21 protein-coding genes are annotated in these 22657 nt (G+C 44.7%); 8 read left to right on the top strand and 13 right to left on the bottom strand.

Annotated elements, in window-relative coordinates:
- Positions 1-20: 20 nt before the first annotated feature.
- Complete coding sequence (locus PATL_RS10510) at positions 21-656, bottom strand: LysE family translocator (RefSeq protein WP_011574867.1); 636 nt, start codon at positions 654-656, stop codon at positions 21-23.
- Positions 647-1375, bottom strand: coding sequence for a Sir2 family NAD+-dependent deacetylase (gene cobB, locus PATL_RS10505; protein WP_011574866.1), 729 nt, complete (start codon positions 1373-1375; stop codon positions 647-649). Before cobB ends, PATL_RS10510 begins: the two co-directional genes overlap by 10 nt.
- A gap of 320 nt (positions 1376-1695) precedes the next feature.
- Between cobB and PATL_RS10500 the strand changes: the two genes are divergently transcribed.
- From PATL_RS10500 to PATL_RS10470, 7 genes are all read left to right on the top strand, one after another.
- Positions 1696-2514 (top strand): MurR/RpiR family transcriptional regulator, encoded by an 819-nt coding sequence (locus tag PATL_RS10500; RefSeq protein ID WP_011574865.1) that lies wholly within the window; start codon positions 1696-1698, stop codon positions 2512-2514.
- A 245-nt stretch (positions 2515-2759) separates the two neighbouring features.
- Positions 2760-4067 (top strand): class II fumarate hydratase, encoded by a 1308-nt coding sequence (locus PATL_RS10495; protein WP_041714397.1) that lies wholly within the window; start codon positions 2760-2762, stop codon positions 4065-4067.
- A 350-nt stretch (positions 4068-4417) separates the two neighbouring features.
- Positions 4418-5635 (top strand): amidase, encoded by a 1218-nt coding sequence (locus PATL_RS10490; protein WP_011574863.1) that lies wholly within the window; start codon positions 4418-4420, stop codon positions 5633-5635.
- 2 nt (positions 5636-5637) lie between these two features.
- A complete protein-coding gene (locus PATL_RS10485) occupies positions 5638-7224 on the top strand; it encodes a gamma-glutamyltransferase family protein (RefSeq protein WP_011574862.1) in 1587 nt (528 codons plus the stop codon).
- Positions 7225-7285: 61 nt separating this feature from the next.
- On the top strand, positions 7286-8107 hold the full coding sequence (locus tag PATL_RS10480) for a sulfite exporter TauE/SafE family protein (protein ID WP_041714396.1): 822 nt from the start codon (positions 7286-7288) through the stop codon (positions 8105-8107).
- A gap of 96 nt (positions 8108-8203) precedes the next feature.
- Positions 8204-9391, top strand: coding sequence for a pyridoxal-phosphate-dependent aminotransferase family protein (locus tag PATL_RS10475; protein WP_198136287.1), 1188 nt, complete (start codon positions 8204-8206; stop codon positions 9389-9391).
- Complete coding sequence (locus tag PATL_RS10470; protein WP_011574859.1) at positions 9391-10617, top strand: allantoate amidohydrolase; 1227 nt, start codon at positions 9391-9393, stop codon at positions 10615-10617. The genes PATL_RS10475 and PATL_RS10470 overlap by 1 nt, the downstream gene beginning before the upstream one ends.
- Before the next feature lie 55 nt (positions 10618-10672).
- On the opposite strand, the gene PATL_RS10465 is transcribed toward PATL_RS10470, so the two are convergent.
- The 6 genes from PATL_RS10465 to PATL_RS10440 all read right to left on the bottom strand — a co-directional run bounded on the left by PATL_RS10465 (position 10673) and on the right by PATL_RS10440 (position 15528).
- Entirely contained in the window at positions 10673-10984 is a 312-nt protein-coding gene (locus PATL_RS10465; RefSeq protein ID WP_006993949.1) for a cupin domain-containing protein, read from the bottom strand.
- Between the two features lie 36 nt (positions 10985-11020).
- Positions 11021-11638, bottom strand: coding sequence for a flavin reductase family protein (locus PATL_RS10460; protein WP_011574858.1), 618 nt, complete (start codon positions 11636-11638; stop codon positions 11021-11023).
- A 104-nt stretch (positions 11639-11742) separates the two neighbouring features.
- Positions 11743-12663, bottom strand: coding sequence for a glutaminase (locus PATL_RS10455; protein ID WP_011574857.1), 921 nt, complete (start codon positions 12661-12663; stop codon positions 11743-11745).
- 161 nt (positions 12664-12824) lie between these two features.
- On the bottom strand, positions 12825-13379 hold the full coding sequence (locus tag PATL_RS10450) for a GNAT family N-acetyltransferase (RefSeq protein WP_011574856.1): 555 nt from the start codon (positions 13377-13379) through the stop codon (positions 12825-12827).
- A 178-nt stretch (positions 13380-13557) separates the two neighbouring features.
- The gene (gene modF, locus PATL_RS10445) at positions 13558-15033 is read right to left on the bottom strand and encodes a molybdate ABC transporter ATP-binding protein ModF (RefSeq protein ID WP_011574855.1); all 1476 of its coding nucleotides are present in this window, start codon (positions 15031-15033) and stop codon (positions 13558-13560) included.
- Between the two features lie 72 nt (positions 15034-15105).
- On the bottom strand, positions 15106-15528 hold the full coding sequence (locus tag PATL_RS10440; protein ID WP_011574854.1) for a MarR family winged helix-turn-helix transcriptional regulator: 423 nt from the start codon (positions 15526-15528) through the stop codon (positions 15106-15108).
- Between the two features lie 365 nt (positions 15529-15893).
- Here PATL_RS10440 and PATL_RS10435 point away from each other — a divergent pair, with 365 nt between their 5' ends.
- A complete protein-coding gene (locus tag PATL_RS10435; RefSeq protein ID WP_011574853.1) occupies positions 15894-16730 on the top strand; it encodes a glycosyltransferase in 837 nt (278 codons plus the stop codon).
- 85 nt (positions 16731-16815) lie between these two features.
- Here the strand turns inward: PATL_RS10435 and PATL_RS10430 are convergent, their stop codons facing one another.
- The 5 genes from PATL_RS10430 to PATL_RS10410 all read right to left on the bottom strand — a co-directional run bounded on the left by PATL_RS10430 (position 16816) and on the right by PATL_RS10410 (position 22508).
- The gene (locus PATL_RS10430) at positions 16816-17943 is read right to left on the bottom strand and encodes a pyridoxal-phosphate-dependent aminotransferase family protein (RefSeq protein WP_011574852.1); all 1128 of its coding nucleotides are present in this window, start codon (positions 17941-17943) and stop codon (positions 16816-16818) included.
- 369 nt (positions 17944-18312) lie between these two features.
- Positions 18313-18840, bottom strand: coding sequence for a gamma carbonic anhydrase family protein (locus tag PATL_RS10425; RefSeq protein ID WP_011574851.1), 528 nt, complete (start codon positions 18838-18840; stop codon positions 18313-18315).
- A 14-nt stretch (positions 18841-18854) separates the two neighbouring features.
- Positions 18855-19709, bottom strand: a complete 855-nt coding sequence (locus PATL_RS10420) for an acyl-CoA thioesterase domain-containing protein (RefSeq protein ID WP_011574850.1) — start codon at positions 19707-19709, stop codon at positions 18855-18857.
- Positions 19710-19751: 42 nt separating this feature from the next.
- Positions 19752-21602, bottom strand: a complete 1851-nt coding sequence (locus tag PATL_RS10415) for a protein kinase domain-containing protein (protein ID WP_011574849.1) — start codon at positions 21600-21602, stop codon at positions 19752-19754.
- Between the two features lie 24 nt (positions 21603-21626).
- On the bottom strand, positions 21627-22508 hold the full coding sequence (locus PATL_RS10410) for a 23S rRNA (adenine(2030)-N(6))-methyltransferase RlmJ (protein WP_011574848.1): 882 nt from the start codon (positions 22506-22508) through the stop codon (positions 21627-21629).
- Positions 22509-22657: the final 149 nt, after the last annotated feature.

Here is a 22657-nt window from a genome sequence, read left to right as displayed (position 1 = left end):
CCAACGCGCGCTTATCTAACTTACGTCATGACTAATTTTGCTGCCAGCAGCAAAAGAACTCCCCCCATGATGCGGTCAAACCAATGGCTATATTGGCGAATAAAGGCACGGACTTTTCGCGTGCCAAGTAAATATGACAAGAAGCAAAACCATACGCCTGTAGCTACTGCGAGATACAATCCATAGACCAATTTGATACTGCTTGGCGTTTCGGCTGATACAGCCACAGCAAATACCGATAAAAAGAACAACGTTGCCTTGGGGTTCAATCCGTTCGTTAAAAATCCCACAGCAAATGCTTTTTTGTCACTGATGGTGCTTTGTGTCACGTTGGCCGACACCGGTGCAGTGTTATCTGGCGCCTTACTTTTAAGTGCGCCTATCGCGATATAGACTAGATAAGCCGCTGCTAAATAACTAAATATGGTGTAAACCAAAGGGTTCGTTTTAAGCAGCAGACCAATACCCAGCAAAGAGTAAGTCACATGCAAGAGTATCGCAGTGCCGACGCCCACACTGGTGATCATCGAGATGCGCCGACCATAATTGATGCTGTGCTTTAGCACAATTGCGAAGTCTGGACCTGGACTTGCCACTGCCAACAAGTGTACCCCGGCGATTGTTAAGAACTCGCCCCAATAAAGACTCAGCTCCATTTAATTACCCTTAATATATTTTTTATGTAGTTAGGTACGACATCACTGGCTAAACCGTAGTACGCCTCTAAAAAATTATCGTTCCCCTCACTTGGCGCTAAGTTCAACTCAACAGTATGTGCTCCATATTCATTCGCTATTTGCACTAAACTCGCTGCAGGATAAACGTTGCCTGACGTACCGATGGATATAAACACGTCGGCCTCTTGCACTGAACGCTCTATCTCCTGCATATAAAAGGGCATTTCACCAAACCAGACAATATCCGGTCTAATATTTTGGCTTGGTGTACAACATTTACATCGGCTGTTGCCATCAAACTGGTTTTTCATCGAAAAGCGGCGTTGACTATGGCAGCAGCGAGCAGATAATAACTCACCGTGCATGTGCAATACATGTTTACTTCCTGCCCGCTCATGCAAGTCATCAACGTTTTGGGTAATCACCAATACTTGACCAGGTAATACAGATTCTAATTGAGCAAGTGCAATATGTGCTGCATTCGGCTTTACATTGTCACTTTGCAATTGCGCTCTGCGCTGGTTGTAAAATCGATAGACTAATTCAGGGTTTCGAACAAAGGCTTCTGGCGTTGCAACATCATGTACTGAATGCTCTTCCCATAATCCGTTATTATCGCGGAACGTCTTCAAACCTGATTCCGCTGAAATGCCTGCCCCTGTTAAAATAACGATTTTTGGCCAACCCTCAGCTGCCATCGTAGGGCTAAATTGAGATCCTCTTTCAAACACTAGGAACGCTCTCTATTAGGTGTATCTATATGAATGCAATGGCCTATTTTAACCTTATGGCTTTCTTAGCGCTATCATCGCGTGGTTAGGGTAGCTGCGTTTTATCGACCTAGGGATACAATTGCCGTCAAATACACCAAAAATTCTAATGGTCATTTATAGGGTATCGATCAAATTACCGGGCGAATTCTTCAAGCTGCAAAGAGCAACTGAGTGGAGCAATGGTTCCTTTATAACAACAAATTGGTATAAGCTATACAGCCACTTATTATAATGAACACGACATTTTGGCAAAAATACCCTTCATTGAGCGCATTGAACAGCAGTATCAAGGCCTTTCTCCAAATGCCCGATTAATTGCCGATCATTTACAGCATACCCCGTTAGATGTTCTTAGTTGTTCTGTGGCGCAAATCGCCGAAAAGACACAAACGTCTAAAGCCACGGTGAGTCGTTTTTTTCGCCAATTAGGCTATGACTCACATCATGACGCCAAACAAGAGCTGAACACGTTTCGCGCCAATGGTTACCCCATGTATATGGAGTCTGATCAGGGAGGAGCACTTAATCGGGAGATCCAGCGCATAGAGCAGACGTGGAGCAATCTTGATCAGACTCAGTTAAATGGCTTGATCCAATCTATTTGCCAGGCGTCTCGAATTACCCTCATTGGTTTTCGCAATAGCTACCCAGTTGCACTGCATTTTAGGCAGCAATTGCTGCAGATCCGCAGCAAAGTGCGCTTATTACCCCAACCAGGGCAAACTTTAAGTGAAGAATTACGAGATATAAGTGAAGACGAATTGGTTATTCTGGTTGGCTTTCGCCGCCGACCTAAAATATTTAAACCCTTACTGGATAAAATTCAACACCACAACGTGGCCTTATTAGCCGATCCCTCGGGGCAAATTTATGCTGATCAAGTGAAGCAATTGATAATCTGTCAACTAGGGCAAGAGCAAGCCTTAGATAGCTATGCAGCGCCCATGAGTGTGATATCAATTATCTGCAATCAAGTCTTCACCTTGCTTGATAAAACCGCTGATCGTCGCATCAGTGAAATCTCTTCTTTGTATGAAGAGTTAGACGAGCTAGAAAAGCGCTAAAGACTACGTGGTGGGCTGCATGATGGCTTGGCTTTGAGGCTGACAATGAGTAAATAAGTAATTGCTCCCTTGAAAACCGTCTATTCACACCAAGGTCTACTGTAGATAATTTTTATTCCCCTACAGTACTGTAAGGAACACCTATGCATAGCCCACGTGACAAGAACGCTGATTCATCTCCAGAACATCCAACTTCACTAAGTTCATCATCCGAGACCATATCTGGCGACTCTCAAGCACCCGAGATGCTATATAAAGAGCAAACTTCCCTCGCGTTAGATAATTTCAAAATAAGCGGCACGCCCATGCCAAGTGAGTTCATTCATGCGTTAGCGTTACTAAAAGCAAGCGCGGCGTATGCCAATGCTGAAGTGGCTGGTTTAGACAGTGAAATAGCCATCGACATACAGCGCGCTGCTATGGAGGTTGCACAAGGCGATCACGATAACGCATTTATGGTGGATGTGTATCAAACAGGATCTGGCACCAGCACCAATATGAACGCCAACGAAGTTATTGCGACCTTAGCCGAACGAAAACTTGGCAGGCATGTACACCCCAACGATCATGTTAACATGGGGCAAAGTTCAAACGATGTTATCCCCAGCGCTATTCATGTAAGCGCAACATTAGCCCTAAGCCAGCACTTAATACCTGGATTGCAAAGTTTACAATCAGCCATTGATGCCAAAAGCATTTTGTATCGAGATACGGTGAAAACAGGTCGCACTCATTTAATGGATGCTATGCCGATTACGCTGGGCCAAGAATTGAGTGGTTGGAGCAAGCAAATTCAACAATCAATTAGCCGTCTAATTGAAGTATTACCGCGTATTTCCGCATTGGCATTAGGGGGCACAGCCGTCGGCACTGGGATCAATACCCACCGGGATTTCGCCGCCACTGCGTGTCGCCATTTAAGTCAATTAACTGGCCTGCGTTTTATGCCAGTGGATAATTATTTTTCTGCCATCAGCAGCCAAGACACAGCGGTTGAAGTCAGCGGACATCTCAATACGCTGGCAGTAAGCTTAATGAAGATATGCAATGACCTCAGGTGGATGAACAGCGGCCCACTGACTGGACTTGGGGAAATAGCGCTAGATAAACTGCAAGCAGGAAGTAGCATCATGCCGGGGAAGGTGAACCCCGTGATACCTGAAGCTTTGGCTATGGTGTGCGCACAAGTCATGGGGTATCACCAAAGCATCACGATTGCAGGCCAGTCAGGTAATTTTCAACTAAATACCATGCTACCTCTTATTGGGTACAACTTGTTAACCAGCATTTCCATCTTAAGTAACGGCATTAACGCCCTCACCCATAAAGCGATTGTCACTATGAGGGCCAACAGTGATCGTATGGCCGAATCGATCAGCATGAACCCCATATTAGTTACAGCATTAAACAATAGAGTGGGTTATGAGAAAGGCGCATTGATTGCCAAAGCGGCGTATGAGGAAAAACGCCCAGTCATTGATGTTGCCGCACAAATGACAGACATTCCTCGGGAGGAACTTGAAAAATTACTCGATCCAAAATCGATGACTTAATTAACGTATCGACGAAACCGTGCAGGTTTAATGAGGCCTTCCTCAAGCGGCGCAATCCACAGTAGCGCCTGCGCGGTGTCCCCATCTCTTGTGAGTAGCCCTCTTCGCTAAGAGCAGCGCGCACTCAGTATGATCTCAACCTAATAAACGATGATTTATGCCTATTTCGTTTCAAGCCTTGTGGCTCGTTCTCGGTTCAGTCCATTGCTCTTTAGCCGCTGATTTATCGCGGTAATTTTATATGCAGCGCATAATGATCCCGATATAGTAAATATTACACATGTTTCTCTTGACTATTTGATGAAACATTTGTTTCATATAGGACCATTTGGTCAACTTTCTAAGTTTATATGAGTAACGCTGCATCGCATTTTATCAGTCAGACACCATACGTATTACAACTAAACCAAGAACCAGGCCAAGAATCAGACCAAGACAAGCAAAGCAGCGATGCATCCCTCAACGGTGTGTCGTTAGCGGTTAAAGACTTATTTCATATAAAGGGATTACCCACCACCGCTGGGAATCCTGATTGGTTAGCGAGCCACCCTGCACCGCAGCAAACGTCACCTGCAGTTAACGCTCTTTTACATGCCGGTGCATCTTTAGTCGGTAAAACCATCACCGACGAATTGGCGTATAGCTTAAATGGCCAGAATATTCATTACGGAACGCCATTTAATATATCCGCACCAGATAGACTGCCCGGAGGCTCATCAAGTGGATCGGCAGTGGCTGTGCGCGAAGGCAGCGCACAAGTAGGTTTGGGCACTGATACCGGTGGCTCAATACGTGTACCGGCTAGCTATAACGGCTTGTTTGGTTTGCGCCCCACGCATGGGCGTGTTAGCTGTGAGCATATGGTCAGCCTTGCACCGAGTTTTGATACTGTGGGTTGGATAACCCGGGATTTATCGACCTTAGATAAGGTCGCGCAGGTATTGCTTAACAAGGACGACGACCAAACACCTTGCCCAGTGAAAGACGCTAAAATCGGCTTCGCTGAAGAGTTAGCCGCCCAATGTGAATACTCTGACACACTGGGTACTGCGTACAATAGAATGGTTAAGCGCCAGTGCACTTTATCCTCCGGTTTATCTTCGGATTTATTAACTCAGGCCAGCGGAACCTTTCGTATCTTGCAAGGCTATGAAATCTGGCAAACCCATGGGCAGTGGATAACAGAGCTAAAACCTACCTTTGCTCCTGATATACAAGAGCGATTCGAATGGTGTGCCACTATCACTGAAGATCAGCAGCAAAATGCAAAGAAAAAACAAAAAGAATTTATTTCTCACATCCAGCATCTATTTAGTCAATGCGATGTGATATTTTTACCAACAACGCCCGGCGCCGCGCCACTGATAAATACGCCGAGTGAACAATTAGCCACCTATCGGAATACCCTGATGAACCTTACCTGTATTGCAGGTCTATGTGGTCTACCTCAGTTACATATTCCGCTAGCCATTAACCCGCAGGCGCCTATTGGATTTTCATTAATTGGCCAAAAAAATCATGACAAACAGTTAATCGAAATCGCACGCATGCTTTTAGAGAATGAATAATAATGAGTAACACATCAAAACCTGTCGCATTTACAGCGCCACATTACGCAGCGAGTCAAGTTGGACAAAACGTCTTGCAACATGGTGGTACCGCCATAGAAGCCATGGTGGCTGCTGCTGCGTCTATTTCAGTGGTCTACCCACACATGAACAGCATGGGCGGTGACGGCTTTTGGTTAATCAGTGAGCCCGGAAAAGCCCCCATAGCGATTGATGCCAGCGGTACGGCGTGTAAAAACGCTACTCTTAGTTATTACGCTGGGCAATCTGCTATTCCTTCAAGAGGTTCTAAAGCCGCGTTGACCATGGCAGGCGCTGTCGCAGGTTGGCATAAAGCATTGGAGATCAGTAAAACATGGCAAACACCTCTGCCGCTGAGTGAACTACTCGCCCCAGCGATAGGCCAAGCTGAATGGGGTATTGAAGTCACACAAAGTTTGCAAGACGCCAGTGAAAAAACATTCGAGGACTTATCAACCATCCCTCACTTTGAACAATTCTTGATCAAAGGTAAGAGTTTGAAAAAAGGGAAGATCCTAAAACTGCCAACCATCGCAAAAACCTTGAACAAATTAGCAGAAAATGGATTGCAGGATTTTTACCAAGGCGAAATAGCCCAGGCGTTAGCAGAAGATTTGCACGCAGCGGGCTCCCCTATCACCCTTGAAGATATTAACGCTTACGAAGCTAAAATTGTTGAGCCGCTCTCGGTAACCACATCCGTAGGTACCTTATACAACTTACCGGCCCCTACTCAAGGCGTTGCTTCGTTATTAATACTGGCCTTATTCGATAAAGTACAACACTTGGCCACAACAGAAGCCGAGTTTGTGCATTTGTTAGTGGAGTGCACAAAGCAAGCCTTTATCAAGCGCAATCAATTTGTCGGTGATGCCAGTCGCTTGAACGTCGATTTGCAAAGCCTGCTATCGGCAGAATCACTAGATAGTATGCTAGCTGACATCACCCTTGAACACGCGTTACCTTGGCCACATCAAGCGAAACCCGGAGACACAATATGGATGGGAGCATGTGATGGTGAAGGCCGAATGGTTAGTTACATCCAAAGTATTTACTGGGAATTTGGTAGTGGTGTTGTCTCGCCACAAACGGGGATTGTGTGGAATAACCGTGGCACATCATTCTCGTTAACCCCTGATAGCTTACAAGAACTGGCCCCAGGCATGAAACCATTTCATACCTTAAACCCTGCCTTTGCTGAGCTGAAAGACGGTCGGCGTTTAAGCTATGGCACCATGGGCGGCGAAGGCCAACCTCAAACACAAGCCGCCTTGTTCGCGCGCTATATTTATCAGCAAAAGTCGTTGCCTGAATCTATTCGCTTAGGTCGCTGGTTACTTGGCAGAACTTGGGGGGATGAGAGTCACAATTTGAAAATTGAGCAAGACTTAGCAGAGACTATTCAAAACGAACTCATAGCTAAAGGTCATGATATTGCGCTGGTTGATTCATGTAATGAGTTAATGGGTCACGCTGGCGCGGTTGTTAAACGACCTGATAATACGGTAACAGCTGCCACCGACCCTCGCAGTGACGGAAACGCATTTGCAGCACACACTTTAGACTAATCGCGCTACACGCATAACTGAAAACATACTTTACAACTTGATAGAGACGAATAATAAAATGATGGAATTAGTGTTAAACAACCTGCCAACAATCGCCGCATTGATCGGCACAGGCATTTTCGCGGGTTTACTGGCAGGATTGCTTGGTGTGGGCGGCGGAATAGTGATCGTACCCGTGTTGTTTTTCTTGTTTCAGTCCTTCGGTGTCAGCCCAGAAAGTGCCATGTATATTGCAACAGGCACCTCTTTAGCAACCATTATTCCGACCTCGATCAGCTCGATTCGCTCACACCGCAAAAAAGGCAATGTTGATGCAGACTTACTCAAGCAATGGGGGTTATTGATTTTAATTGGCGTACTGATTGGCAGTTGGCTTGTGACCAAGGTAGATGGCCGATACCTAACAACCTTATTTGGGATCGTAGCGACGCTATCTGCCCTTAACATGTTGTTTAGAACAGGGAAATCAGCGCTAGCCAATAGCTTACCTGGCCGTATAGGTCAATCTATTATTGCAGGTTGTATCGGTTTTTTCAGTTCAATGGTGGGCATCGGTGGCGGTACGTTATCCGTGCCGATTTTAACCGCTTTTAATTATCCTGCCCACAAGGCCGTGGGCACGGCCGCTGCGATTGGCCTGATCATCTCGTTTCCTGCTGCACTTTACTTACTGATTTTCGGCCAAACACCGCAAGATGCACCACTTGGCACTTTCGGTTACATCAATCTTGTAGGCTTCGCTTGCATTGTGCCGTTAACCGTTATTTGCGCGCCTATCGGTGCAGGTATCGCCTCTAAACTTGATGCCAATATGTTGAAAAAAATCTTCGCCGTGGTGTTACTCATCACCGGCACACGCATGCTTGCACAGTTATTTATATAACGGTGTGAGTAAAACCCATTTTTAATTTTATCTTTTAATGTTTACCTTGGAGCGCAACGCATAGTGAAACACCTTACTCCCCCTCCTCGCCTGCTAATGGGCCCAGGACCAATAAACTGTTATCCCCGGGTGTTGAGTGCCATGTCTACGCAACTGATCGGTCAGTACGACCCAGTTATGACCGGTTATATGAACGAAGTCATGAGTTTATATCGTGATGTGTTTATGACCAAAAATAAGGCAACACTATTGATTGACGGTACCTCAAGAGCTGGAATTGAAGCTGTTTTGGTGTCATGCATCGAACCAGGAGATAAAGTTCTGGTACCCATTTTTGGTCGTTTCGGGCATTTACTTAAAGAAATTGCCGAACGAGCAGGCGCAGATGTGCACTGCATTGAAGCCACATGGGGCGAAATATTCGAGCCTGAGCAAATTGAAGAGGCGATTAAGCGCGTTCAGCCTAAAGTCCTCGCTTTAGTGCAAGGTGACACCTCTACTACCATGTTGCAGCCGCTTGAGCACATAGGTGAAATTTGCCGTCGCCATGATGTCATTTTTTACTCAGACGCCACAGCCTCCATAGGCGGCAACCCCTTTGAAACCGATAAGTGGCAATTAGATGCAGTGTCCGTTGGTTTACAAAAATGTTTAGGCGGCCCTAGTGGAAGTGCGCCTATTACACTAAGCGAACGTTACGTCGAATTAGTCCGCGGGCGACAACATGTTGAGGCCGGCATAAAAGCCGATCATCATAATGCCGGCAATGGCAGCCGCATTCGTTCGAACTACTTTGATATTCCCATGATCCTTGATTACTGGGGAGAAGAGCGCTTAAACCATCACACCGAAGCAACGTCCATGCTTTATTGTGCCCGCGAATGCGCGATAAATTTGTTAGAAGAAGGCGTTGAAGCGTCCATCGCCCGTCATGAATTACACGGAAATGCCATGCTGGCTGGTATTCAAGGGATGAACCTAAAACCTTTTGGGGACTTACGTCACAAGATGAACAACGTGGTCGGGGTCTATATTCCACAGGGTGTCGATGGTGAACAAATTCGTCATCAATTACTGCACGATTTTAATATAGAGATCGGCACGAGCTTTGGGCCGCTACACGGTAAGATTTGGCGTATCGGCACCATGGGTTATAACGCTCGTCAGGACACGGTATTGCATACGTTGCAATCCCTTGAAACCTTACTGCGCAGAGCCGGCCACACATTACAGGCTGGCCAAGCCATTGATAGCGCGTTCTCTGTGTACAGCGGGAAAGGTTAATGACCACATTAGCCCCCTACGCTATTCAAACATACGAGCGCTGTGATGTGCTCGCCCATATTAGTCAAGACCCAGATTGTATTGACCGGCAGTACCTAACGCCTGAGCATTTACAAGCTAACCGCCAGGTGGCTTTATGGATGGAACAAGCAGGCATGGAAACCTGGCAAGATGCAGCCGCCAATCAATGGGGGCGTTATCCAAGTAGTCATCCTGATGCCAAAACGTTAGTCATAGGTAGCCACTTAGATACCGTGCCCAATAGCGGAAAATACGATGGGATCTTAGGTGTATTGGCGCCATTGAGCTTAATTCATTATCTACATGATCATCATATCAAGTTACCTTTTCATCTAGAGTTAGTGGGGTTTGGTGACGAAGAAGGCACACGATTTGGAGCAACCTTATTAGGTAGCTGTGCGGTCGCCGGTACGTGGCAAGAAAAATGGAACGATTTGACTGATGAAAATGGTGTGTCGTTGACCCAAGCGTTTCTCGATGCTGGGCTTGATATTGCCGAAGTACACAACGCATCCCGCAGCCAGTCTAATGTCAGCGACTTTTTCGAGTTTCATATCGAACAAGGCCCAGTACTTGAAGACAACGATTTAGCCGTTGGTGTGGTCAATGGCATTGCTGGAGCAAAACGTTTTGCTATCACCCTAAAAGGCTTAGCAGGTCACGCGGGGACAGTCCCCATGCCCATGCGCCAAGATGCACTTGCTGCAGCGAGTGAAATGATTTTAGCCATTGAGCGTTTGGCCACAGAAAAAGGCATAGTGGCGACTGTGGGTCATCTAAAATGTTTGTCAGGTGCGGTTAATGTTATATCAGGCGCGACCACTTTTAGCTTAGACATACGCAGTATTGATGACGCCCTAAGGGATGAGACCTTAAAACTCATCATTGATGAATTAAACCTTATCGCACAGAAAAGACGTGTAAAAATGGATATCGCGCCAACGCACCAAGCGCCAGCGGTAAAATGTGACGAGAATTTGCAGCAACAATTGTTGGATGCGTGTAAAACTAGTGAAGTTCTGCCTTTTACGCTCGCATCTGGTGCTGGGCATGACACCATGGCCATGGCTGATGTATGCCCCGTTGCTATGCTGTTTATGCGCTGCGAAAAAGGATTAAGTCATCATCCTGGCGAAGCGATAGAGGTGCCAGATATAGAAATCGCACTGAAAGTCATGTTTGCATTCTTACAAAATTATGCATAAGCAAGCCGCCCGAGTCGTCGCCTCGACTTGGGCTTAGCATTACACTAGATAAACCTTAAATACTGCCTTCAGTTTCCACCACTAAAATACGTGCTTCTCCCACCGGGCTGGCGACATGCTCGGTTCCCTCATTGGCATAAAAAATATCACCTTGATTGAGCAAACTGGTGTGCACCACCCCGTCCTTCATGTATTGCATTTCAACCATGCCATCGAGTACGGCAAACACTTCCTCACCTTCATTAACATGCCAGCGATAGGGTTCGTTTGCCCAATGCAGCTTAGTGGTTATCCCGTTCATGTTAGCTATTTTCATTGATCCCCAAGGAAGTGATGCGGTAAATTTTTTACTTCTGATAATTTCCATATTTCCTCTATATCAAGTATTTCATTAGCTTCTTTATTATGGCCTAGATAAGGTAAATTTCTGTGCGGGATCGATTTTAAAATAATCCCCGGCTCCACCGCCTCGTAATACGGGCTTTGCTAATGCTGTGTTATAATCGCCATCAACAATGAATGCTGTATCAATATGTACACCGACTACTTCACCCATTACCATCCATGTATCGACCAACTTCCCATCGGCACCAGTCAACTGAATGATTTGACTTTTTCGGCACTCCAAAACAGATGGGCTCGCCGCGACGTGAGGTACATCAATCACATGTGATTCACCTAATGCCAAGCCAGCGAAGTCAAATTCACTCTCGTGGCTTGGCAGGGTTGCGCTGGTCTGATTCATCGCTTGAGCAAGCGATTCCGTCACTAGGTTCCAGCAGAACTCGCCACTTTGTTCGATATTTTTAATGGTGTCTTTATAACCGATACTGGCAAAACCGATGATAGGTGGATGATAGTTGAACGCATTAAAAAAGCTGTAAGGAGCGAGGTTTAATTCCCCCGAAGATGCTCTGGTAGAAATCCACCCAATAGGACGCGGCGCGACAATCGCATTAAACGGATCATGTTTTAATGCGTGCCCTTGATGAGGCTGATAAAAATGACGATGGGTTGACATGCAGTTTTCCTAACGAGGCACAATAAAAAAGCAGGTTATAGCTAGAGTGCTACCTAAAGCCGTATCTCCTTATTTTATATACTATTTTTAGAAAAGGTAGTGTCTTAGTGGCCGAAAATGGACCAACCAGTTTCTTGTACTAGCATTTCCAACGCTTCAGTACCTAATTTACTGTTACCAATCTTGTCTAACCCAGGGGACCACACTGCGATAGACGCTTTGCCAGGGGCAATGGCCAAAATACCACCGCCTACTCCACTTTTACCCGGTAAGCCTACTCGATAAGCAAACTCCCCTGAACCATCGTAATGACCACACATCAACATTAATGAATTAATGCGCCTGGCACGATGCTCAGGTACAACACGCATACCCGTGCAGTGATTAGTGCCGTTTGACACTAAAAACATGCCAGCTCTGGCCAATTGTTCTGTGGTCATGGATATCGAACAATGATGAAAATAGGTGCCCAGTACCTTGTCTACTGGGTTTTCTAAGCGCTCAAAAGACGCCATAAAATGCGCTAGAGAGGCATTTCTGCTGCCCGTCATCATTTCTGATTGAGCGACCTTCTCATCAATTGAGATACTGTCATCATTTGCCACAAAACGTACAAAATGCAGGATTTCAGCTAAGGTTTCTTTAGGTTCATTGTGGCCCATAATAGCATCAGCGACCGCAATGGCCCCGGCGTTAATAAATGGGTTTCGCGGGATCCCGCCTTCATGCTCAAGCTGAACAATGGAGTTGAATGGGTCACCAGAGGGCTCTCTTCCTACTTGTGCCCATAAAGCATCGCCTAGTTTGCCTAATGCCATCGTTAGGGTAAACACTTTTGAAATACTTTGAATAGAAAACAAAGTCTGAGCACAACCAGCACTAAACACCTCTCCTTCTTGAGTGACCACAGTCAGCGCGAATTGGTTGGGATCAACACAGGCTAGTTGCGGTATATAATTAGCGACTTTGCCGCGATCCGTGCGACTACGCATCTCTTGGTAAATGCTATCCACAATATTTTGCATTTATAGCCCTTCTTATTTTCTCTTTATTCTGCTTTTTTATTGCGATTTTATCGCGCCATTGCAGGTGTTTGACATACCTGTAAGCAGTAGTGTTAAAACGCGCTTACGCCTTCTTTATGTGTCGCTAGGTAAAGTAATCCCATACCGATGAGCAAGGTACCTCAACAGCGGGACAAGTCACAGCATTGCATAGAGACTTTTTTATATGTTTTGACATTAATCTCATCATCAGTCGTTAATGTCGCCGTGCTGCTCTTATTAAGAGGCAACCATTGAAAACCCACTTCTTTGAAACCTAATCGTTGATGAAATTTGGCTGATGGCAGATTCGGTGGCATCACATTATATTCGCACACGACATGGATAACGTTTTGTTCTTGAGTCCATGAAAATAGATCTTGATATAATAGTTGTCCCAGTCGCTTACCTTGGTATTCGGCATCAAGCACAATGCGATCGATGTACATACAGCTAGGATAATGCACTTTAAACCATGCATAATTGTCATTTATGTAGGGGCTCTTAGGCCCCATAGCGAGTAAAAAACCAGCAATGATATCGTCAAACATTATGACTCGGTGGTAGGCTGATATGGCATGCAAACGCGCTACGTCTTCAATGCTCATGGTGCTGGTATGTGCCACTTCAGCAAGGTTAAGTTCGACAATTCGCTCAAAATCTTGTTCGCTGACATCTCTGATCTCAATATTGCTCATTTTTCTTTATCTCTTTTGTTCATTCGCGCTTTATCCAGCGACTTCTGCTCTGCGTTCTCACTATTTGAAAGGGAACAACCATTACTACATAGTAACGCCTCAATCAAAAACGCTGGACGCATTCTGAGGGGCATTTATTAATGCGGATTGGTATAAACTCCTAGGGTCAGATCTTTAGTTATGCATCACTGCAGGCATAACGAACTTCACAGTCAGGAGAATCGCCATCCAGTAAAATGTGGTTAGTGATACCATCAATCACGTCATCACTGTGATGATTGACGTAAATAACCGATGTACTAGTAGACTTAGCGATAGTTTCAATGACCGCGAGAATACGTTGACGATTGATTTCGTCAAGACCATTACACGGCTCATCTAAAATCAACAAAGGTGGGTGTTTGACCATAGCCCTTACAATGAGGGCTAACCGCTGATCGCCAAATGATAATTGCTGAAAAGGCGTGGCTTCGTGATCGGCTAAGCCAATCACGCCTAACCATTGTTGCGCTAACTGTATTTGTTTTTTCGTCGGCTGTTGATACAAACCGATACTGTCATAAAACCCAGAAAGCACCACATGCACCAAGCTGCAATTTACTCTGTATGAAAGGTGAAACGCATTGGAAAGAAACCCTATGTGCTTCTTAATGTCCCAGATACTTTCACCACTTCCACGTTTAAAACCGAACACAAAAATATCGTTTATATAACACTGAGGATGATCGCCAGAAATAAGCTGCAAAAGACAAGTTTTACCCGAGCCATTAGGGCCACTTAACTGCCAATGTTGCCCCAATTTTATCTGCCAAGACAAATCTTCGATTATAGCTCCTTGTGGATAATTGATGGCGACTTTATTAAGGGAGGCTATTGTATCTCCTGGTACGAAAGAGTTACGCGTAACATCAGAATCAGCTTCAGGCAGCACAAAATTAGACTGCTGAAGGGACAATAAGCGCGATAAATCCCCAACGGCTGATGTATCTTTCGCTGAGATAGTCGCCTGTAATTCCCCCCGGGAAACCAGTGCGTAATGAGAGACAAATTGAGGAATTTCCGACCAACAATTGAGGACAAAAACTAGGGTAATATCCACTGAAAGCTCATCTAATAACTGACGTAATCTGAGCTGCATATCAGCGTCTAAACCATCAAAAGGTTCATCCAAAATAAGCAAATCTGGTTTGGCCAATAGTGCTTTAATAAGCAATAGTTTTCGCGTTTCTCCAGTCGACAACGCCACGAAATCTCTTGATAAAAGGCCGTTAAACTTAAACAGTTCAATCAGCCTAAGACACAAGGGTGACTGCAAGCTGCTGCACCCACTTCCATCAGCGGCACACAGTAGTTCATGCACCTTGGTGGGAACCGCTATGACATCTAAAATATCAGCAGAGTCTTTTTCTCGTTCTTTTTCAATCAACGCTTGTTGGCTTTCATAGGACACGAGCTCGATACGTTTGAAATCTGAAGTTAGCGCTCCGTCTTGCAGCTCCCCATAGCCTGCAAGCAGCGCAGCTAAGGCGGACTTTCCCGCACCGTTATGGCCTACGAGCACCCAATGTTGACCTTTTTCAATGGACCAATTGATTTCATGCAACCCAAACGTTGATGAAAACTCGGCGCTAACGTTTAATAAACTGATACTCATGTACGTCCTTTCTCTTATCCCATTGTCATTCAATGTATCTTTGCAAAAATTGGCGAACAGATGCGCTTTTGCTTAAGAAAGTTTTTTCAACACCTCTAATACGGTTGATAGCTGCTTAGGGCTGATATCTTTAACGGCTTCATCAAACGTATTTTTACAACTGAGAAATGCGTACTTGTATATGTCACGCCCTGTGAAAGTCAGTTTAACTAAACTGACCCGTGCATCTCGATTGTTTTTTTCTTTTTCAACGAGATGGATCTTCTCCATCGGTATCAATAGGCGTGTCACCCCAGACGCAGTGAGGTTGACAGCATCAGCAAGCTCGGTGCGACTCATCACTTGATTCTGAGCATAATGTAAATGATGCAGCACCATAAATTCACTCAAACTAATGCCGTGTACACCAAGCGCACGGTCTGCTTTTTTACTTAATTTCCCAACCGTTCCCGACAATGAGAATAGTAACGCTAAAGAGGAAGGAAGTTGTTCCATGCCGTTTTCTCCAATTGAAAAAGTACTCGTTGAGTACCCCTAGACGAATACTTTACAACAAAGAACGATGAATGACAAATACTTGATCAATCAAGTATAAGTCAACTCTATATCAATGACTAAATTAGCAGCAGTGCGATATTTTAGATTGATTAGAAATATGCTAACGATACTTATAGCCAGCTATATTAGAAGCAATACCCCGTAGTTAGTGCTCGCTTTCAAATTTAATACAAATGTAAATTAAATGTTTTATGTCTGATTTAATTTGTAATCTTTCAATTCTGTTAGCGTTATTTTCATGCGGAATATCTGGGTTCTGACATAATTCAAAAACAACTCATTCTGTATAATCTGGGGTAAAAATGTTTCAGCATTTTATTATTACGCGATTTAACTTACGTAAGGTAGATTGGACGTTGTCGAAAACCAACGCCCCTGTGTTGACCGACACTTGGATGAGCAATCGCCTAGCATTGTTTGAGAATTATTGCTTCTCTTCCCTTACAGCACAAACTCAACAAAATTTTACGTGGCTTGTGTTTTTTGACGTTACGACCCCTGATAAATTTCGGCGTGAAATAGCAAGACTCGAACAGATATTCCCCCAGTTTACGCCCGTTTTTATAGATGGTATGGATGCGTTTCAGTCGCAAATTCGTGTTCAGATTAAACAACGTCTCAGACAACCTTATGTCATCACATCTCGTTTAGATAACGACGATAGCTTGCACCAAGATTATGTCAGAGAAGTCCAAAGTCATTTTGCTCAGCAGTCGTTTATGGCAATTGATATTGTAGATGGCTATACCTTGCAAGTTGAACCGCAAGTGTGTTTTGCAAAACGCTCACATGTGCATAACCCTTTCATCAGCTTAATAGAGAAAGCAGGTGAGATAAAAACAGTGTGGTTTTTAGATCGTCACGGACAGTGGAGCGATGTTAAAGCGCTTAAGTCTGTTCGAAACAAACCCATGTGGATGTCAGTTATTCATATGGAAAACAAAGTAAACACATTCTTGGGGTTTGATAATGTGCCATGGAGCTGTATAAAGTCGTTTAACTTAGTATCAGAGGTAGAACAAAGGCTTGCAGAGAAATGCATATCTTATAATAGTTGGAAACCAAGAAGTTTGAAAAACAAGCTAAAAACAAAATGGAAAGTGAACATGAAATTATTTAAACGCCAATTGGCCAATTGATTTTTTAGCGCATATTAAAATGCAGGAAGTGATGATGAATATGCGCGCCCTGAGTAAGGCCACGCATATTTAGTCGTCTGGGTATTTATCGGTTTAACACGCGTGTGAGTGCACTCACGCAGTAATCAACGTTTTTCTTGTTGCTACCATATCCCATCAGGCCGATACGCCATACTTTTCCAGCCAACTCCCCTAGCCCGGCACCAATCTCTAAGCCAAATTCATTTAGCAATTGGCCGCGGACTTGTGCATCGTCCACGCCGCTTGGAATGCTCACCATGTTGAGCTGCGGTAAACGATAGGCTTCATCAACAACAAACTCCAGGCCAATGCCTTCAAGGCCTGTCTTTAATGCTTGATGCATGTCTGCATGGCGTTTCCATGCCTGCTCAAGCCCTTCGTTATGTAAAATGCGTAACGATTCGTGCAAGGCATATAAACTATTTACTGGTGCTGTGTGATGATACGCGCGTTTGCCGCCCTTGCCCCAGTACCCCATCACTAAATCCATATCCAAAAACCAACTTTGCACGGGTGTCTTGCGATTTTTGATCACTTCTACGGCAGCCGGGCTGAATGAAACAGGTGATAGGCCAGGTACACATGACAGACACTTTTGAGTTCCTGAATAAATAGCATCAATATTCCAACCATCAACGTCCAGCTCAATGCCGCCCAATGAGGTCACTGCATCGACTATGGTTAAGCAATCGTATCGCTTGGCAAGCTCACAAATTGCCTTGGCATCGTTACGCACACCGGTGGATGTTTCTGCGTGAACGAATGCCACAGCTTTTGCATCAGGATTTGCCTTAAGGGCATCTTCGACCTTGTGTAAATCGGTTTGCTTACCCCATGTATCCTGAACCATTACAGCTGTCGCGCCGCAGCGTAGAACATTTTGCTGCATACGGCCACCGAACACGCCATTTTGACACACAATGACTTTATCTCCTGGCTCAAGCAAGTTTACAAAGACGGACTCCATACCTGCTGATCCGGGCGCAGACACGGGCATTGTGAGTTGATTGTCGGTTTTGAATGCAAATTGCAGTAATGATTTAACTTCGTCCATCAACTGAATAAACGCTGGGTCTAGGTGCCCAAGTGTCGGACGAGAAAGTGCGTTTAAAATACGAGGATCGACATCTGATGGCCCTGGGCCCATTAATGTCCTAACAGGTGGAATAAAAGTATTGAATTGCGCTGTCATGATTATCCTTAGCCTTATATAAGTTGGTATAAGGCCATGTTACCTATAAATAAGTTCGCAACAAGAGGTGGATAATCGACATAAACAGTATGAATAGATTGTCAGGTAGAGTTTCGTTCAGTGAATATACCTTCGAAAAAACATGAAAATCACTCTAGCGCTGAGGGCGTGTCAACCCACACTGGTAGTGAATTAGCGCTTCATTGAGAAATTTATTTGCTCGTACATAAGTTAAATGGCAATAAAATAGTAAATTCCAGTAACTCTTCTACACTCTATAAGTACATTGGATATAGTTAGCGCAAGGCTCTATATGAGCCATACCCTCTGCTCGGATCTATCCTTACGATCCGAGCATTTTTTTGTCTGCTACTCCTGCTCTTGTACTTTTAGGTCTACCAAAAAACGCTTAGCATTCTCAACATAATGTTGACCAGAGGCTTCAAGCATCTTTTTCTGAGGATCAGGAATACTCTTTACTACTTTGGCTGGCGAGCCCATCACTAATGAACCATCGGGTATCACCATATTCTCTGTGACTAGACTATTGGCACCAATCACACAGTGCTTGCCAATTTTAGCGCCGTTTAAAATCACGCTATTGATACCTACGAGCGTGTAGTCACCTACTTCGCAACCATGCAACATAACTTTGTGACCAATGGTAACGCCCTTACCAACGATCAGAGGCACACCAAAATCGGTATGCAGCACACTGCCGTCTTGCACATTACTGCCCTCACCAATCGAAATAACGTCACAATCGCCACGAAGAACAGCATTAAACCAAACACTGGCATTGTCTGCTAAAACCACTTTACCCATAACATGACTACCAGGCGCGATAAAAACATCTTTACCAACGCTAACGGTGTCCTTTCCTAATGAATACAACATGATTCCTCCTTAGATTAAATTTTGCGCATTAAGCCTTCTTGCATACTTGACGCAACAAGCTTGCCCTGACGATTAAAGAATTGACCACGCACCAAACCACGTGCACCGCCGCTAAACGGGCTTTCAGCGCAATATAAAACCCAATCATCAAAATCGAATGGATGGTGAAACCACACCGCATGGTCGATTGTCGCCATAATTAGATTTTTATCTCGAACGGACACACCGTGGGGCTGAATGGCAGTAGACAAAAAATGATAATCTGACGCATATGACAGCATCGCTTGGTTCAAATGAACATTACCAAGCAACGCCTCCTCCGCTTTCATCCAAATATAGCGTTTTGGCTCATGCACACCTGGATTCACCGGATCAATTTGCTGAACAGAGCGCATATCTAAGGGTTTATGATAGGCAATGGCTTCGCGCATGCGTGTTGATAACTTTCCCAATTCCTTATCATCGAATGTGGTGTCTCTGGGCAAATCTTCTGGCATGGGTACATCTGGCATTTGGGCAAACTGGTGCTCTAATCCTTGCTCCGGTTGCTGAAAAGACGCTGTCATATAAAAAATACTGCGACCATTTTGAATAGCTTTTACCCGACGAGTCGAGAAACTGCGCCCGTCACGTACGGTTTGCACATCAAACACCACTGGTTTTTTAGCATCCCCTGGTAACAAAAAATAGGCATGAAATGAATGCGCAACTCGCCCCTCTGGCAAGGTTAATTGCGCCGCTGCTATAGCTTGTCCCATCACTTGGCCGCCAAATAAAGCGCGAAAGCCAAGATCCCAGCTTTGTCCGCGAAATAACCCGTCTTCTATTTTTTCTAGGGTGAGTAAATCTACTAATTTAATATCGCTCATAATCTCTCAAAGGTATGCATAATGTGTGTTGTGTTAACAAACTCACGAGCCTGCTGCTCGGTCAATGTAAGGGTTTCGTGGATAAAATTTATCAGGTAAATGGGCTTGATGCTCGAAAAAACGCGTATCTTTGTAGGGTAGCTTCATAAAACCTGACATGCCGATCCCTTCAATGGTCGGTACTAAGGCAATAATTTCACTCAGTAAATGAGCAAATTCGACTTCTGATGTGTGATCAAGCAAGGTGTAATAACTGTGAATTTTAAGGTGGGTCGGCAAGGCCTCGAAAATGATACAACCAGTGTGATGAATTGCGTTTAGCTGGTGAATAATTCTCATTAACTCATCGGGCAAAGTTAGCAGCTCATCAGGATCAGCCCCATCTTCGAAATAGGAATGCATGCGACTTTCATCTTCTTGCACTGATATGTTGTTAAGCTCATAAGCTATACGCATGTTGGTCTCTGGGACAAAGGGCGTGTTCTCATCATCCCGTTCAATATGTAAGGTATCACGTGCGTTGAACATGCAACTTTTAAATACCCCTACCCGATGAATAGAGCGCGCTAATGTCACAATGTTATTCACCGTGGCATCAAATGCGCTTTTTAGCTGTGGGTCGTAAATGTTTAAGCTGGAGTCGATATACACCCCTTGCGGAGTCCAGCGCACGGCTAAACCGCCCACTACTGGGTATTTACCTAAGCGACTGACCTCTGAAATAAAGGCTTTTTCAGTTTCACCCATCCCTTGTAAGTAATTCTTATAATAGCGTTCAAATTGTTCGTCGTTGAGATAACGCAATTCTTCAGTGCTTTGGTATGCTTCGGCGCGCAAAAATGACTTTCTTGAGCTGTATACGACCGTGTCTATCTCTCGAGATTTTTGATGACTCCAACCTGGGATCATAGCTGTGGATTGTGGAGGATCCTGCGGACTAAACACCAGATTTTTTAAATACTGAATATTGTTGAGTAAATAATCACCACCCTGAGCGCGCTTTTGCTTATCATCACTGAGCATGGCGGTTAATATCTCAGCCAACATTTTAGGTAATCCCAACGCGTTCGGCCTGATAACTTGTGCCCCAAAACGACTAGATTGACCAGACGCCAACGCGTATAAGGTACTTGCCAAACCTTGTTCATCAAATCGAGGGGATGATAAATTACCGCTCAGTTGTTCTGGTCCGATGAAGTATACATCCCCTAACCTAGCATTGGTCTGCTGCATATCATTGGACATAAGGTCCATCACATTATTTGCCAAATAATTGCCCTGGGCATCTAGTTGAGCAAACACAGATGAGCCCCAATCGATTAAACCCACTTCTTCGGTCGTAGGGTCAAACACAATGTTAGACGGTTTTATGTCCCCATGTACTATCGGCTTTGGGTGTCCATTTTGGCTAAACGTGCGCAATGTTTGCAGAATATCAGCTAACTGCACGGCAATTTTTACTACCAGCCTTGGGGATAATGGCCCGTGTTCTAGAGACACTTTTTCCAGATCTTTACCTTGGGCTCGTTGCATCACTAAGATAGATTGCTTTTTGATACGCTGGAAAGTGACTAAGCTCGGAACGTGAGCGTGGGCAACATGACCCAACATATACGCTTCTTCTTCGAGGCGATCTTGAACGTGCTGAGGTAAGTTGGCCCGGGAGAACTTAAACACATAATGTTTTGACGGATCATGCGTTGGCTTACCCGCAAAGGCAAAACCAAACGCGCCTTTACCGATAAGCTCTATGTCTTGATATCCCAATCGTGTTAGCTGTTCAGTGCACAGCTTGAACCAATCTTTTAGCTTTTGCGCGTCCTTGTGGGATAACAAATAGATAGACTGTTCATCAGGGATATAAAAGTGTTTAAGATCTGTTTGGGCAACCATAGATTCCTTGAGACTGCGAGCGCCTTAGGCCTCTTCCACCAGCCAGTTAACCACAAATGAAGCGTGTTTGTGTTGAGCCATAACAGGTGTTAGTTCGCCCAAGCAATCACGAATTTGCGCGTCTAACTGCCACGGCGCATTGATGATCGCCATACCTGAGCCATACATTCCGGCAAATGTATCAGGGTTTTGAACCGCCAGCTCGACTTGCAGTACATTCTTAAAGCCATGCTGAGTAAGATCGTCGAGCATTTTTTGACTTTTCTTATGCTTAGTCGTGGCCCGTTCAAAACCATCATTTTGGTCTTCATCGCGTTTCGATAGCAAAGGATACCAAATAGCATAAATAGCAGTCGGCCAACGTTTATAGGCCTTACTGATAGCGTCAACCACTAATTGATAATCTTCTGATGTTTCGTATGACGGATCTGTCAGCACGAGGCCGCGCTTTAGCTTTGGAGGCGTCAACGCAATCAAGCCTTCGTAGCCATCTCTGTGATGAACTGAAATATGCGTGCCTTTTATTTGGCGCTTCAGATTAATCACCTCTTGATTATTCCACTCCATCAGGTGCAGCTGGTCTTGATCTCGCATTAACACACGGGCAATTTCAGGTGATCCAGGATATTGCTGATGCTTTAAATAACTGCTGGTAAGCGCTTGATATGCCAAAACCGTTGGTTCAGCCCCCGAATAATCAGCTAACCGTGAAATACCTTGCTGAAACTCATTGGTCTTTAAAGATTGTTCAGAGGACAAGTCGTACAAGCCCGCGCCACTGTGGGTATCAATATAAGTGAACCCTTTATCTTTTTGTTTTAACTTGTCGATGATCAACATCTGGCAAATATGTTTCAACACATCTGCGTGATTACCTGCATGGTAGCCGTGGCGATAACTAAACAACTGATTGACTCCTTGATAACTCGATACTTTTTTTGGCGTGATAGTTTTGGCGTGATAGCCAATAGGGCCTAGTTTACCTTGTCATTGACGTTAAGCAAAAACAAACCCGCATGTAGCGGGCTTGGGTTTGGCCATTTTCTCAGTATCTT

The sequence above is a fragment of the Paraglaciecola sp. T6c genome (assembly GCF_000014225.1).
GTDB lineage: Bacteria > Pseudomonadota > Gammaproteobacteria > Enterobacterales > Alteromonadaceae > Paraglaciecola > Paraglaciecola atlantica_A.
This window is presented reverse-complemented; position numbering and strand designations above follow the sequence as displayed.